Origin of the sequence: Dermacoccus sp. PE3, assembly GCF_001021715.1 — a bacterium.
GTDB lineage: Bacteria > Actinomycetota > Actinomycetes > Actinomycetales > Dermatophilaceae > Dermacoccus > Dermacoccus abyssi.
The window spans coordinates 252,514-267,440 of sequence record NZ_LDCM01000003.1 but is presented as its reverse complement, the minus strand read 5'-3'; the positions used below and the strand labels follow the sequence as shown (position 1 = coordinate 267,440).

The 14,927-nt window shown below is 67.2% G+C and carries 14 protein-coding genes; 1 reads left to right on the top strand and 13 read right to left on the bottom strand.

From position 1 onward, the window contains the following. Positions 1 to 141 precede the first annotated feature (141 nt). Positions 142 to 3,522: a pyruvate carboxylase gene (locus tag AA983_RS09105; RefSeq protein WP_047311936.1), complete on the top strand. Its 3,381-nt coding sequence runs from the start codon at positions 142 to 144 to the stop codon at positions 3,520 to 3,522. 85 nt (positions 3,523 to 3,607) lie between these two features. Here the strand turns inward: AA983_RS09105 and AA983_RS09100 are convergent, their stop codons facing one another. Genes AA983_RS09100 through AA983_RS09040 form a run of 13 tightly spaced genes read right to left on the bottom strand, consistent with a single transcriptional unit; the run spans position 3,608 to position 14,773 of the window. Further along, entirely contained in the window at positions 3,608 to 5,473 is a 1,866-nt protein-coding gene (locus AA983_RS09100; RefSeq protein ID WP_197078995.1) for a DUF2207 domain-containing protein, read from the bottom strand. A 52-nt stretch (positions 5,474 to 5,525) separates the two neighbouring features. After that, positions 5,526 to 6,002: an SsrA-binding protein SmpB gene (gene smpB, locus AA983_RS09095; RefSeq protein WP_047311934.1), complete on the bottom strand. Its 477-nt coding sequence runs from the start codon at positions 6,000 to 6,002 to the stop codon at positions 5,526 to 5,528. Positions 6,003 to 6,053: 51 nt separating this feature from the next. After that, on the bottom strand, positions 6,054 to 7,283 hold the full coding sequence (locus AA983_RS09090; RefSeq protein WP_047311933.1) for a M23 family metallopeptidase: 1,230 nt from the start codon (positions 7,281 to 7,283) through the stop codon (positions 6,054 to 6,056). A 5-nt stretch (positions 7,284 to 7,288) separates the two neighbouring features. Next, entirely contained in the window at positions 7,289 to 8,200 is a 912-nt protein-coding gene (ftsX, locus tag AA983_RS09085; RefSeq protein WP_047311932.1) for a permease-like cell division protein FtsX, read from the bottom strand. Then, complete coding sequence (gene ftsE / locus AA983_RS09080; RefSeq protein WP_047311931.1) at positions 8,197 to 8,964, bottom strand: cell division ATP-binding protein FtsE; 768 nt, start codon at positions 8,962 to 8,964, stop codon at positions 8,197 to 8,199. The genes ftsX and ftsE overlap by 4 nt, the downstream gene beginning before the upstream one ends. Before the next feature lie 35 nt (positions 8,965 to 8,999). After that, positions 9,000 to 10,112, bottom strand: a complete 1,113-nt coding sequence (gene prfB / locus AA983_RS09075; protein WP_047311930.1) for a peptide chain release factor 2 — start codon at positions 10,110 to 10,112, stop codon at positions 9,000 to 9,002. Positions 10,113 to 10,162: 50 nt separating this feature from the next. After that, positions 10,163 to 10,633 carry a hypothetical protein gene (locus tag AA983_RS09070; protein WP_197078994.1) on the bottom strand — a complete coding sequence of 157 codons (471 nt, stop codon included), beginning with the start codon at positions 10,631 to 10,633 and terminating at the stop codon, positions 10,163 to 10,165. Between the two features lie 26 nt (positions 10,634 to 10,659). Continuing rightward, complete coding sequence (locus AA983_RS09065) at positions 10,660 to 11,121, bottom strand: hypothetical protein (RefSeq protein ID WP_047311928.1); 462 nt, start codon at positions 11,119 to 11,121, stop codon at positions 10,660 to 10,662. Beyond that, positions 11,118 to 11,474, bottom strand: a complete 357-nt coding sequence (locus AA983_RS09060) for a TadE family protein (protein ID WP_197078993.1) — start codon at positions 11,472 to 11,474, stop codon at positions 11,118 to 11,120. Before AA983_RS09060 ends, AA983_RS09065 begins: the two co-directional genes overlap by 4 nt. A 53-nt stretch (positions 11,475 to 11,527) precedes the next feature. Further along, on the bottom strand, positions 11,528 to 11,740 hold the full coding sequence (locus AA983_RS09055) for a hypothetical protein (protein ID WP_047311926.1): 213 nt from the start codon (positions 11,738 to 11,740) through the stop codon (positions 11,528 to 11,530). Positions 11,741 to 11,790: 50 nt separating this feature from the next. After that, positions 11,791 to 12,681, bottom strand: coding sequence for a type II secretion system F family protein (locus tag AA983_RS09050; protein ID WP_047311925.1), 891 nt, complete (start codon positions 12,679 to 12,681; stop codon positions 11,791 to 11,793). Then, the gene (locus AA983_RS09045) at positions 12,678 to 13,550 is read right to left on the bottom strand and encodes a type II secretion system F family protein (RefSeq protein ID WP_047311924.1); all 873 of its coding nucleotides are present in this window, start codon (positions 13,548 to 13,550) and stop codon (positions 12,678 to 12,680) included. The genes AA983_RS09050 and AA983_RS09045 overlap by 4 nt, the downstream gene beginning before the upstream one ends. Beyond that, positions 13,547 to 14,773, bottom strand: coding sequence for a CpaF family protein (locus AA983_RS09040; RefSeq protein ID WP_047311923.1), 1,227 nt, complete (start codon positions 14,771 to 14,773; stop codon positions 13,547 to 13,549). The genes AA983_RS09045 and AA983_RS09040 overlap by 4 nt, the downstream gene beginning before the upstream one ends. Between the last annotated feature and the right edge of the window lie 154 nt (positions 14,774 to 14,927).

Genomic DNA, 14,927 nt, shown 5'->3' with positions numbered 1-14,927 from the left:
CGAGCACCCTTCGCATGGGCGTGAGGCGCTGTGCGCATGTGTTCAGTATTGGTCGGTATTGCGCGCAGATTCGGGGCAGACGCGATGTTCCCGGCCGGTTAGGGTTGATCCGTCCGACATCCCCGTGAACGGAGACTATTGATGTTCCGCAAGGTCCTGGTGGCCAACCGAGGCGAGATCGCCGTCCGTGCGTTCCGCGCCGCCACCGAACTCGGTGCGAGCACCGTCGCTGTGTTCCCGCACGAGGACCGTGGCAGCGAGCACCGCCTCAAGGCCGACGAGGCCTACCAGATCGGCGAGGTCGGCCACCCCGTGCGCGCTTACCTCGACGTCGACGAGATCGTCCGCGTCGCGCGCGAATCGGGCGCCGATGCTGTCTACCCGGGGTACGGATTCCTCTCCGAAAACCCACTGCTCGCCGAGGCGTGCGCCGACGCCGGCATCACGTTCATCGGCCCGCACCCGGACGTGCTGCACATGACCGGCAACAAGGCCACCGCCATCGCGGCCGCCAAGCGCGCCGGCCTGCCGACGCTGCGCAGCGTGCCACCGTCGTCCGACATCGACGAACTCGTGCGCGGAGCCGACGAACTCGGGTACCCGGTCTTCGTCAAGGCCGTCGCCGGTGGCGGCGGACGAGGTATGCGCCGCGTCGAGAAGCCCGAGGCACTGCGCGAGAACCTCGAGGCCGCGATGCGCGAGGCCGAGTCCGCCTTCGGCGACGCAACGTGTTTCATCGAGGAAGCCGTTGTCGACCCACGTCACATCGAAGTGCAGGTGCTCGCCGATCAGTCCGGCGAGGTCGTCCACCTCTTCGAGCGCGACTGCTCGGTGCAGCGACGCCACCAGAAGGTCGTCGAGATGGCACCGGCGCCCAACCTCTCCCCCGAACTGCGCGAACGCATGTGCGCCGACGCCGTCGCGTTCGCGAAGGAAATCGACTACTCGTGCGCGGGCACGGTGGAGTTCCTCCTCGACCCGAGCGGGCGTTACGTCTTCATCGAGATGAACCCGCGCATCCAGGTCGAGCACACGGTCACCGAGGAGGTCACGGACGTCGACCTCGTTGCCGCCCAGATGCGGATTGCCTCCGGCGACACCCTCGACGACCTGGGCCTGCGCCAGGAGGACATTCACCTGCGTGGAGCCGCCCTCCAGTGCCGCATCACGACCGAGGACCCGGCCAACGGCTTCCGCCCCGACACCGGCACCATCACCGCCTACCGTTCGGCGGGTGGCTCCGGCGTCCGACTCGACGGCGGCACGATCCACATGGGCGCCGAGGTGAGCGCCCACTTCGACTCGATGCTCGTCAAACTCACCTGCCGCGGCCGCGACTTCGCAACCGCGGTGCGTCGAGCCCGTCGCGCCCTCGCCGAATTCCGCGTCCGCGGCGTGAGTACGAACATTCCGTTCCTCCAGGCCCTTCTCGACGACCCCGCCTTCATCACGGGGCACGTCACGACGTCGTTCATCGAGCAGCGTCCCGACCTGCTCAACGCGCGCACGCCGGGTGACCGCGGCACGAAGCTGCTCACCTACCTCGCCGAGACCACGGTGAACAAGCCGTACGGCGAGCGTTCGGCCCTCACCGTCACGGCCCGCGAGAAGCTGCCGAGTTTCGACGTCAGCACCCCGGTGCCACCGGGCACGCGCGACCGCCTTCTCACAGCCGGCCCCGAGGAGTTCGCCCGCCAACTGCGTGAGCAGACGGCGGTCGCCGTCACCGAGACGACGATGCGTGACGCGCACCAGTCACTCCTGGCCACACGCATCCGCACCCGCGACCTCGTCCACGTCGCCCCCTACGTCGCTCGTATGACGCCGGAACTGCTCTCCATGGAGGCCTGGGGCGGCGCCACGTACGACGTTGCCCTGCGCTTCCTGTCGGAGGACCCGTGGGAGCGCCTCGCCAAGCTGCGCGAGACGATGCCGAACGTTCCGCTGCAGATGCTGCTTCGCGGACGCAACACCGTCGGCTACACGCCCTACCCGACGAAGGTGACGGACGCCTTCGTCCAGGAGGCTGCGCGCACCGGCGTCGACATTTTCCGCATCTTCGACGCACTCAACGACGTCGAGCAGATGCGTCCCGCCATTGAGGCCGTGCGCGCCACCGGAACGTCGGTCGCGGAGGTCGCCCTGTGCTACACGGGTGACCTCACCTCACCGAGCGAGAAGCTCTACACGCTCGACTACTTCCTCGAGCTCGCCGAGCGCATCGTCGACGCGGGCGCGCACGTTCTCGCGATCAAGGACATGGCCGGGCTGCTGCGCGCGCCTGCCGCTCGCACGCTCGTCACGGCGCTGCGTGAGCGCTTCGACCTGCCGGTGCACCTGCACACGCACGACACGGCAGGAGGTCAGCTCGCCACACTGCTCGCGGCCGTTGACGCCGGCGTCGACGCCGTCGATGTCGCAAGTGCCTCGATGTCAGGCACGACGAGCCAGCCCTCGATGTCCGCATTCGTCGCGGCCACGGACGGCACCGAGCGTGCCACCGGCCTCGATCTGCAGAACGTGTGCGATCTGGAGCCGTACTGGGAGGCCGTGCGCACGCTCTACAAGCCGTTCGAGTCCGGCCTGCCCGCTCCGACAGGCCGCGTCTACAAGCACGAGATCCCCGGCGGTCAGCTGTCCAACCTGCGTCAGCAGGCCATCGCGCTCGGTCTGGGCGACCGGTTCGAGGCCATCGAGGACATGTACGCCGCGGCGAACGACATCCTCGGCAACGTCGTCAAGGTCACCCCGAGTTCGAAGGTCGTCGGTGACCTCGCGCTCGCGCTCGTGAGCGCCGACGCGGACCCCAAGGACTTCGAGGAGAACCCGCGCAACTACGACATCCCTGACTCGGTCATCGGCTTCCTCGGCGGCGAGTTGGGCGACCCGCCCGGCGGCTGGCCGGAGCCGTTCCGCACCAAGGCGCTCGAGGGCCGCACGGTGCGCCCGAGCATCGAAGAGCTGTCCGAGGAGGACGAGCAGGAGCTTGCTCGCGATCCGCGCTCGACGCTCAACCGTCTTCTCTTCCCCGGCCCGACGAGCGACTTCGAGCGCGCCCGCGAGCTCTACAGCGACCTGTCGGTGCTTTCGACGAAGGAGTTCCTCCACGGCCTCGCGCCGGGCCAGGAGCACGAGGTCGACCTCGAGCCCGGCAAGCGCATCCTGCTGTCCGTGGTGTCCGTCTCCGAACCTGACGAACGGGGCATGCGCACGGTGCTGGCCACCGTCAACGGCCAGCTCCGTCCCGTTCAGGTGCGCGACGAGTCGGTCAAGGTCGACGTCGACGCGGTGGAGAAGGCCGACCCGAAGAACTCGGGCCACGTGCCGGCGCCGTTCGCGGGCATGGTGTCGGTCACGGTCTCCGAGGGCGACGAGGTGGAGGCGGGCGACACCCTCGCGACGATCGAGGCCATGAAGATGGAGGCGTCCATCACGGCGCCCGTCGCCGGAACGGTGAAGCGCGTGGCGCTCAAGCACGAGACGCAGGTCGAAGGCGGTGACCTCGTCCTCGTCCTGGAGTGACGACCGAACAGTGCATGACGAAGGGGTGACCATCGGATTCGATGGTCACCCCTTCGTCATGCCTGGGGCGGGTCGGTCGGCTACGTCACCAGCCGCCGCCACCGCCGCCGCTCACGCCACCACCGGAGAAGCCTCCGCCGCCGGAGAAGCCGCTGCCCCCGCTGGAGCCGGGCGTCGAACTGAGAGCCGCCGAGGCGGCCTCGCCGAAGGAGTCGAGGCCCGAACCGAGATCGTCGAAGCCGCTGAAACCTCCGTAGCCGCCGTACGGGATGTACCAGTACGGCATCGCCAACGGATAGCCCTGAGCTGCAGCGGCCTCGGCCACTTCACCGAAGACCTTGGCCCAGCGCTCCGCGAGCCCGAGCACGACGGCGTACGGCATGTAGCGGCTGAAGATCTGCTCGGCTTCCTCGAACTTGAACTGCTTCGCCTCGGCGGTCTTGAGGTACAGCTCGAACCCGCGTGACTGGTCGTAGACGGCAGAACCCACGGGAGTTCGCGCACCCGCACTGCGCGAGAGGAACAGCGCGAAAACGCCCGCAGCGGCGAAGCCCGCACCAAAGAGGAAACCGTTGAGGTTGAGCGCACTGGCCACGAAGAACGAGACGAGTGCTAGTGCGAAGAAACCGACGACGAGTCCCATCGCCTTCGCGCGGGAGGTGGCCGGCGACTCGTCGAACCACCCGCGTTCGAGCGTCTCGCGGTACATCCCCTCCTTGGCCTCGGCGAGGTGGCCCGAGAACTCGTTGCGCAGATCCGAGAGCTTCACCTCCGTGCCGCCGGCGAAGACGGCGTTGAGCAACGTGGCCTCGTACGGCAGGAGCGAATCACCGCCGGGCGGGTTCTGGGCGGTGAGAAGCCAGTCCTTGTCGCCGAGATCGGTCATCGTGAGGTAGCCACGCACGGACAGATCCACGATCGTGCCGGCGACGTCACGGTTGTCCGCGCTGCGGTCGATGATGGTGCCCATGAGCCCGGGCGTCGTGTCCCGCGGCGGGTCGAAACGGACGGCGACCTCCGGCTCCGGGCCACGCACGACGTCGTAGCGCTGTCCGTCGGCGGGCAGTTCACCGGGCGTCACCCCACCGAAGCGCCGATCGCCGGTCTTGCGCCGCCGCGCGAGCATCCAGGCGCCGGCAAGGCCCGCCACGCCCACGGTGCCTGCGCCGCCGACGAGGTTGAGGTTCTTGCGCGTGCTCTGGGAGAACGGACCACCCGAACCGTAGGCCTCCACCGCAGAGCCGTCCTCGAGAATCGGCGCGGTGTTCGTGAAGGCGCTCGTCGGCATGGCGGACACGATGGACATGCCCTCGCCGTTGCCCACGGAGCGCGCCGAGAAGGTGGCCTGCTCGCCGCTCGTGGCCTGGCACGTCTGCTTGGAGCCCTTCGCGCCGTAGAAGCACTTCGCGTCGTTGACGGCGGCGGGGCCCTTGAGGGTGACGTTCGCCTTGTCGATCGGAATGCCCCATTGCTGGCCGATGGCGTTGATGTAGAACTCGGTGGAGCCGTTCGGCTGCTTGTTGACGACGCCGCCGAGGCGGTAGGTGATCGTGTACTTCTGCACCCCGCTGACAGTGCGGTCGGCGTCGCCGATGCGCAGTCGCGTCGCCCCCCCGTCGGCCGACTTCTCGACGTCTGAGGGCGCACCCGTGCTGGAGGTGACCTTGACGTTCGTCAGCGGGTACACACGGTGCTTCTCGTCGTTGTAGCCCTGCGCCGTGATGATGAACCGGTCGAGCCCGTGGTGGGAGTTGTCGTCGAAGCGGACCGTGATGTTCTCCGTGACGTCGACGGCGCCGTCACGCTTGAGGTCGTAGTCGATGTCGTACGCGCTGATGCGCATGTTCTCGTTGCCGGCGGCTACTGCCGCCTGCGCCCCCGGCAGGACGCTCACCCCGGCGAGCGTCGAGGCGGCGGCCAACGTCGTCAACATCCCCGAGAAACGGCTCATGCCCCTACCTTGCCATGAGCGAGGAAGGGGCATGAGCGAAGGGGCGAACGGGTCACCCGCCGCGCTTGAGGCGGATCTGCATCTCGCGCTGGGCCTCGAGGTTGTCCTGACGCTCACGCAGCGTCTGACGCTTGTCGTGCAGCTGCTTGCCCTTGGCCAGTGCGATCTCGACCTTGGCGCGCCCGTCCTTGAAGTACAGCGACAAGGGCACGATCGTGTAGCCCTTCGACTGCGCCTTGTCGGCCAACTTGATGATCTCGGCCTTGTGCAGGAGCAGCTTGCGCCGCCGACGCGCCGAGTGGTTGGTCCACGTGCCCTGCATGTACTCGGGGATGTGGACGTTCTCGAGCCACATCTCACCGTCACGTTCGAGGACGTAGCCGTCGACGAGCGAGGCCCGACCCATGCGCAGGCTCTTCACCTCGGTGCCCATGAGGGAGAGGCCGGCCTCGACCGTGTCCTCGATGTGGAAGTCGTGGCGCGCCTTCTTGTTGTTCGCGATGACCTTCGTGCCCTTCTCCTTGGGCATGCGGCTCACCTCCTCGTCTCGTGTTCGTCCCGTACTGCGCCCGTCAGCGTGTCACCCTACCCACTTGCGCGGGCTGACTGCGACACCATTTTCTCGGGTCTCGAAGTGGAGGTGGCATCCGGTGACGCGCCCGGTCATGCCGGAGACACCGATCTGCTGGCCCTTCTTGACCTTCTGCCCGGCACTGACGCGAAGGCTCGTGAAGTGCATGTACGCCGTGGTGAGCTGTACGCCGTTGACGGTTCCGTGGCTGATGTAGACGTGGTTGCCCGAGATCCCGTTGTAGTTCGCTTCGATGACGGTGCCGTCACCCGACGCGTACACGGGGGTGCCACAGGCGAAGGGGTAGTCGTCGCCCTCGTGCAGCTTCTGGATCCGCAGCACCGGGTGGAACCGATAGCCGTACGGCGACACGATCGAGGACGCCGGTCCGGGTGCGGCGAGGAAGCCGCCTTCGTTCGTCAGCTTCGTGACGCTCGGGTCGAGGTTGTCGCTCGTCGAGGTGATGTTCTTGAGTCGGTTGCTCTCCGCCTCGAGGGCCGCGAGCTTCGCCTCTTCCTTCTTCTTCTCCTTGGCCAGTGACGCTCGGTCGCTCTGTTGCGTCGCCTGGACCGTCTTGAGGTCAGATTCGGCGGTGTCGGCCTGCTTCTTGGCCGCGGACGCGGCAGCCACGGCGGCGTCCTGCTTCGTCTTCGCCAGGCTCGCCTTGCGGCGGACCTCGGCAAGACGCGCGGCTTCGCTCTGCCCGGCGGCCGCGGAACTCTTGAGGTTCGTGATGACGCCCTGCTGGCGTCGCATGACGATGTCGGCGAGCGCCATGGAGCCCGTGACGTCGGTCTTCGAGGTGAGCACCTGGACGGTGAAGGTGAGGTCACCCAAGCCACCGGACTCGAAGGCGTTGCGCGCGAGACCACCGACCTGCGTCCGAGCGGCCGCCTGATCGGTGCGGTTGCGGGCGAGCGCCTTGAGTGACGCGTCCTCGTCGGCCTTCGCAAGGTCGTAATCGGATTTGGCGTCGGTCTGCTTCTGCTGCGCGCTCGTCAGTTTGGACCGTGCCGTCGTGACCTTCTTGTGAGCGGCGGCGACCGCGGCGTCGGTCTTCTTGAGCTTCGCATCCGCGGCCGTCAGTTCCTTCGACAGGTCGTCGATCTCAGACTTGCTCGCCTTGATCTTGTCGTCGACATCGTCGCCGAATGCCGCCGAGCCGGCGCCCAGCGTCAGGGCCGCGACGACGGCCATCGAGGCAGCCGCGCGAGAGCGTCGCGAGGAGAGTGCACCCACGTTCGTCAGACCTTGAGATAACGACGCAGCGTCACCCACGACGTCGAGACAGCGAGGACGAAGGCTCCCAGGAAGAGCCAGGGGACGACGACGAGGACGTCGCTGTCACCGATGAGATTGACGAAGCCGCCGCCCGAACTCGCGAGCCCACTCACGCCGAAGTGCACCATCGCCCACAACAGGCCGGACGCGAGCACCGCACCGGCGAGGGAGGCGATGAGGACCTCCGCGACGAACGGCAGATAGATGGTGGCGCTCGAGGCACCGACGAGTCGCATGATGCCGACCTGGCGGCGGCGGGTGAACGCGACCTGCCGGATGGTCGTGACCATGAGCAGGATGGAACAGACCACCATGAGACCGGCGATGATGGCCGAACCCACACCGAGCATGTTGAGGAAGGAGAAGAACGGCGCGAGCACCTGATGCAGGTTGCTCACGTGCGCGACGCCGGGCATGCCCTGGAATCCACTCGCGATCTCGTCGAAGCGCTGCGGATCCGACAGGCGAACCTCGTAGAACGCCGGCATCGACTTCGCGTCGACGCTGCTGACGTACGGCGAGTCCTTGTACTGCTCGCGGAACATCGCGACGGCTTGTTCGCTCGTCTTGTAGTCGACCTTCGTCACGAGTGGGCGCAGGTTGTCGAGGTTGCTCTTGACCGCCTCGGTCTGGGCTGTACTCGCCTCTCCCCCGGCACACGACGCGACGTTCGTGTCCGAGTCGGTACACAGGAAGACGAAGGCGTGGACCTTCTCGTACCAGTCGCCCTTGGCCTGGTCCACCTGACGCTGGGCGAGCAGGCCGGAACCGACGAAGAACAGCGAGACCATCGAGACGAGCACGACGGACGCGATCATCGAGGTGTTGCGTCGAACGCCCTGCCACACCTCGGAGGTGAGGAAACGAAGTCTCACGGCGTCTCCTCCAGACGATGGGATCCGTGCGCCGCGCGGTAGGCGCTGCGCGTACCGAGTTCACCCAGGTCCGGTTCGAGGACTTCGGCTCGGTAACCACCGGTGGAGTCGCGCACGAGGCGGCCGTCCTTCATCTCGAGCACGCGACGCTGCAGGCGGTCGACGAGGCTGTTGTCGTGCGTGGCCATGACGAGCGTGGTCGACGTGCGGTTGATGCGATCGAGCACCCCGACGACGTCGTCCGAGTTCGCGGGGTCGAGGTTTCCGGTGGGCTCGTCGGCGAGCAGGATGGCGGGCTGCTTGACGACGGCGCGGGCGATCGCCACGCGCTGCTGCTCACCGCCGGAGAGCTCGTGCGGGAAGCGCTTGGCCTTCTTCGCCAGCCCGACGAGTTCGAGCGACTCGGGCACGGCCCGGCGGATGGCGCCGCGTCGACGTCCGAGGATCTCGAGGACGAAGGCCACGTTCTCCTCGACCGTCTTGTTCTCGAGGAGACGGAAATCCTGGAAGACGACACCGATGTCGCGTCGCAGGCTCGGGACCTTGCGTCGCGGCATGTTGCGCAGTTCGCGCCCGGCGACGTGGATCTCGCCGTCGGTGGGCGCGACCTCGTGCGTCATGAGGCGCATGAGCGAACTCTTGCCGGAACCGGAGGCGCCGACGAGGAAGACGAACTCACCGCGCGCGATGTTGAAGCTGACGTGCTCCAGCGCCGGGGCGTGGTTCTTGTCGTACGTCAGGGAGACGTCGTCGAATCGGATCATCGTGGTGTGGAGTGCTCTCGCTCCCGTCGGTGAGGTCAGTCGTCGTCGCGGTCCGCAGCACGCTTCCAGCGGATGCCTGCTTCGACGAAGCCGTCGATGTCGCCGTCGAAGACGGCGCTCGTGTTGCCGACCTCGTGCTCGGTGCGCAGGTCCTTGACCATCTGGTACGGGTGCAGGACGTACGAGCGCATCTGGTCACCCCAGCTGGCCTTGACGTCGCCGGCGAGTTCCTTCTTCTGCGCGGCCTCCTCCTGCTTCTTGATGAGCAGCAGGCGCGACTGCATGACGCGCAGCGCGGCGGCACGGTTCTGGATCTGGCTCTTCTCGTTCTGCATCGAGACGACCGTGCCGGTGGGAATGTGCGTCATGCGCACGGCCGAGTCGGTCGTGTTGACGCTCTGACCACCGGGGCCCGAGGAACGGAAGACGTCGACCTTGAGCTCGTTCTCGGGGATCTCGATCGTGTCGGTGGTCTCGATGAGCGGCACGACCTCGACGGCCGCGAACGACGTCTGGCGGCGGCCCTGGTTGTCGAACGGCGAGATGCGCACGAGGCGGTGAGTGCCGGCCTCGACCGAGAGATTCCCGAAGGCGTAGGGCACGTTGACTTCGAACGTGGCCGACTTGAGACCGGCCTCTTCGGCGTAGGAGGTGTCCATGACCTTCGTCGGGTAGCCGTGACGCTCGGCCCAGCGCAGGTACATGCGCATGAGCATCTCGGCGAAGTCGGCGGCGTCGACGCCACCGGCGCCGGCGCGGATGGTGACGACGGCCTCGCGCTCGTCGAACTCGCCGTTGAGCAGGGTGCGAACCTCGAGTTCGCCGACGGCCTTCGTCAGCTTCGTGAGCTCGCGCTCGGCTTCGGCCATCGTGTCAGCGTCGTTCTCCTCGGTACCCATCTCGACGAGGGTCTCGAGGTCGTCGATCGCGGCGTCCATGTTCTCGACGCGGTCCTTCTCGGCGTTCGCGCGAGACAGGGCGGAGGTGATCTTCTGGGCCGATTCGACGTCGTCCCACAGGTCGGGGGCGGCAGACTGCTCCTCGAGGTCGGCGATCTGCTTCTTCAGCTTCTCGAGGTCGAGCACCTCGCGCACGGACGCCATCGTCGAGCGCAGGTTCTTGATTTCGGTAGGAAAGTCGACAGCCACGCTTTCCAGGGTATCCGTTATGACGCCCGACTCCCCAACCAACCGATTGTTCACCGCTCCAGATGGGCGTCAGCACGTGAGACGACGTCCACGGTCATGGGTTCACCGAGAGCCGCCATGGCCGATCCGACGACCGGCGGACGCACGACGGCGCGTACTCGAACAGTGACCTGCTCGCCGACGACCTCGACGCCGCTGACGCGCCACGACGTGACGTGCTTGGGCAAGGGCGTGGACGCGACGATGCGTGCTGCCTCCGCCGACGCCGAGCCAGCGTCGAGCGTGGTGTTGTCGACTCCCTCGGTGTAGGCGCCGGCCAGGGAGATGCGGTCTGCGGCCGCTGCGCTTGCGTGGTCGGCTGCATCGAGCACGTCGAGGCGAGCCATCTGTGCGGATGCGACGCTCACTCCCCCGACGAGCAGCATGCACACGCACACGCTGAGGCCGAGACCGAGCAAGCCGATGCCTCCGGTCTCGTCGGCCACAGCAGCCTTGGTGCGGCGACTCAGCGACGCTCGCAAGCATATCCATGGCGCGCGGAAACGGGTCACCGCTGGCCTCCGTACTGTTCGACCTTCTGTTCGTGGGACGACGACACCGTGACCTGAAGGTTCGCGGCCCCGGCGAGCCATTTCGGCACGAACGGCAACGTCACCGTCGCTCGCGAGGAAGCCCGCACCGAGGCGCCCGGCGTCAGGCACGGGCTGGCGGTGCATGTCACGGCCGTCGATCCAACCGGCACGTCTTGGTCGGCGTACGCGATTCGAGCTGCTGTGTTCGCGCGGGCAGCGCCTGCCGCGCTGGAGGATGACGTGACGTAGGTGCGCGCCGCTTCGCGAGCGGCCTGCCGTGCCGCGTACGAGGCTGCTTCCACACGCAGGAGCGCGGTGGCGACCCACACGAGCGGCAGGAGCAAGACTGCGATGACCACGATGGTTTCGATGAGAGCGGAACCTTCTTCACTGTGGCGGTCGACGACGTCGTGACCGACGGCCCTTTCGGCACTCACGAGGAACGCTCCTCGACGATCGCGCGCCCGCTGGTGTGCAGCGTGAGCCCGACACCGAACGGCCCGAGCACGGGAACGGGCGCGTCGATGTCCACCTGAATGACGTCGAGCCCCTCCGCACTGCTGCGATGCGCTGAGATCGATCCTGCGTAACGCGGACTGAGGGAGTCGGACACGAGGTCGCTGGCGCGCTCCTGCGCCACGCCGGGACCGGCATCGACGCGAGCGCCGTACCGGGCACTCTCCGCGGCTGCCATGGTGAGGGTCGAACGGACGTGGGTGGCGTAGGCGAACTGGCAGACGACGAGGAACACGCCCACGATGAGCGCCATCGTCATCGTGTACTCAGCCACGGCCGAGCCTTCGTCCCCGGAGAGCGCGGCAACGCGACGCTCCGGGCGTCGACTCATCCTCCGGAGACCTTGTTCATCGCGGCGGTGAACATGTTCTTGAGCAGGGGCCCCGCCGTCTGCCACAGGAGTGTGACGAGGCCCGCGGTCATGAGGGTGACCAGCACCCAACCGGGCACGTCGCCGCGATCCGGTTGGCCTGTCAGCCGTGTCATGACGTTGCCGGCGGCTCGGCGGACTCGGCGCTGGACTGAGACGAGATGAGACATGGTGTGTTCCTTCCGGTGGGGTGTCGGTGAGGAGTTCCGACAGGGTGGGGTCAGAGGTTGAGGTCCAGGGCGGCGATGCCCGGATAGACGGCGAAGAGGATGGTGATCGGCAGCACTAGGAAGACGACGGGCGCCATCATGAGGACCTCCTTGCGCCCAGCTGATTCGATGAGTTCCCCGCGGGCGGCTTCACGGGCGTCCTGAGCCTGGGCCCGAAGAACGTCGGCAAGCGGGGTCCCCCTCTCGAGAGCGACGATGACGCCCTCGATGAAGCGGTTGACCGCCATGACGTTGGTTCGCCGAGCGACCCCCGTGAGCGACCGCGCCAGTGGCGTTCCTGCCCGCGTCTCGTCGAGAGCGCGACGCAGTTCGTCCGACAGCGGGCCGCTGCACAGGCGGGTCACGTGCTCGAGGGCGCCCAGGGGCCCCTGCCCTGCCGCTACCGCGAGCGCCAGCATGTCGGCCACGGACGGGAACTCGGTGAGCATGCGCGCCTCGCGACGGGTCGCCTGCTGCGTCAACACCTGGTCGCGAAGCACGACACCGAGCCCCGTCGCAAGCAGAATGAGAGCCGTAGCGCCCACCGGCCCGGACTGCGAAGACGACCCACCCACCAGCAACACGAAGCATGCGGCGGCGAAGCCGGTCATGCCCCATACCGCTTGGCTCGTGCGGAACATCTGAACGTCCGGGGCGAGCCCGGCTCGCTCGAGTCGGGAGCGCACGTGGTCAGCGCCTCCGAGGACCCTCCCGAGCCCCGAAGCGACGGAGTCGAGCAGAGCTCGTGCGTTACGGCGTGATCCTGGACCTCGGTCACCGGTGAGAATGCCGGTGAGGCGCTGCTCGAGAAGTGACGTTCGCGGGCGCACGAGCCATGTACCGATGAGCAGTAGCCCGGCACCGATGCACAGTGCCGGCCACCACGCTGCGTAGGTGCTCATCGCATGACTCGTTCCTCTGTCGGCAGCCGACCGATGGCGCGCATGGCGAGGTAGGCAATCCACGAGACGATGCCGCCCACCACGAGAACGGCCACTCCCGTGCTGGAGCGGTAGGCGTCGAGTCCGCCACTGCGGAAACCGACCACGACGAGAGCGAGCCAAGGCGCCGCGAGCGCCAGGCGAGCGGCACTCACCGTCCAGCTCTGTTTGGCAGCCAACTCAGTGCGTGTCGCGGCGTCCTCGCGCAGGAACGAGCTGAGTGTGCGAAGCAGACGTCCGACGTCGGATCCTCCGACGTTGCGGGCGAGTCGCAAGGACTCGATGAGCCGGTCGGCGGCCGGATCCGCGAGGGAGCTCTTGAGTACGTCGAGCGACACGTCGAAGCGGCCGTGCGCGGCATCGTGCCGGGCGAAGGCGGCAAAGTCCTCCCGCAACACCTCGGGACCGTGGTGGGCGAGTTGCCGCAGAGCTTCCGGAATGGAGAGGCCAGCGCGTACCGCGGAGGCGACGTGATCGACAGCGTCGGGCCACGCTTCACGCCGAGCCCGAAGATGGACGACGGCGCGGTGACGCACGAACATCCACGGCGCGTAGAGACCTACGGCACCACCGAGCAACGTCAGAGCCGGAACTGCGGTGGCGACGAGAACGACGCCACCTACGACGAGGGCACTGAGCATTGAGGCCGCGACGACGGCTCCGACCCCCTGCTCTCGAAATCCCGCGAGCGTCAATTGCTCACGCACGCGCTCGTACTGACGTGAGCGGCGTAGAGACGCCACCGGGGCCACGGGCTGAGGCGCGCTCCAGGCACTCCACATGAGGAGTAGACCCGTGCCGACCGCCGCGGCGCACAATAACGCCGTCATGACGACAGCTCCCGCGCCAGTGCAGCCAGGTCAATACCCGCGCGTGCGAAGCGGGGTTCGCCGTCAAAGGCCGCGAGCAGCCGTGGGTAGGTGTCCTGCCCCTCTTCGTAAAGGCTGATCGTCTCCACGGTGTCTCCTTCGACGCGGCCGGTCACGCGCAGCACCTCGCGGGTGGAGCGGCGCCCGTGCCGATCGAGGCCGAGGTGGACGACGAGGTCCACCGCGTTGGCGACCGTCGGGACAACGAACGACGAAGAAATATTGGGGCCCGCCAACAGCGGAAGTGTGCACAGCTTCGTCAGGGCTTCACGGGCAGAGTTGGCGTGCAGAGTGGCGAGGCCCGGCAGACCGCTGTTGAGCGCCAACAACAGATCGAGCGACTCGGCCTGCCTCACCTCCCCCACGACGACACGCGAGGGGCGCATGCGCAGTGCTTCCTTGACGAGCATGCGCAGCGTGACCTCGCCGTTGCCCTCGAGGTTGGGTTGGCGACACTGCATCGCCACCCAGTCACGCGCCGCGAGTTGGACCTCGAAGACCTCCTCGCAGGTGATGACCCGCTCGGTCGGCGGAATGGCACTCGCCAGGCAGTTGAGCATGGTGGTCTTGCCGGCCTGGGTCTGCCCCGAAACGAGCACGTTGAGACCCGCGCGGACACATGCGCTCAGGATCTTCGCGAGCCCCGACGGTAACGAGCCGCGACGCACGAGATCGTCGAGCGAATGACTCGTGGCGACGAACTTGCGAATGTTCACCGCCCAGAACTCGCGGGTGACATCGGGGATGACGACGTGCAGGCGTGATCCGTCCGGAAGAGCTGCGTCGACGAACGGAGCGCTGAGGTCCAAGCGACGACCGGACGAGCGCAGCATTCGTTCGACCAGCGTGCGCACCTGTTCGGGCGTGAGAATCGTGTTCGTCAGCTCGGGGATTCCCGAGCGTGCCACGAACACGCGGGCCGGTTCGTTGAGCCAGATCTCCTCGATGGACGGGTCGTCGAGATAGGGCTGCAAAGGCCCGAAACCCGCCACCGCGTCGAACACGGCCTTGGCCTCGTCCTTCGCACTCGGAAGCGCCGGGAGCCCGGCTCGTGCGCGAGCGAGCTCGGTGGCTGACACGATCTCCGCAATGATCGAGCGGACCTTCTCCGGTTCGGTGCTCGGATCGACGGCACGCGAGCGCAATTGCTCACGGACCTCGTCCTCGATGAGACCGACAGCCATGGATGGTCACCTCCCGCCGACTCGCTCGTCGAGTCGATTCGTTCCTGGCGGCCATCAAAGGCTCCGGCGGAACCGAGCGGGGGTTTAGCCGAAATTCTTACCAAATTCTTACCATTCGCTTTCTCGGAGTTATCCACAGGAAGAAATTGGCTCT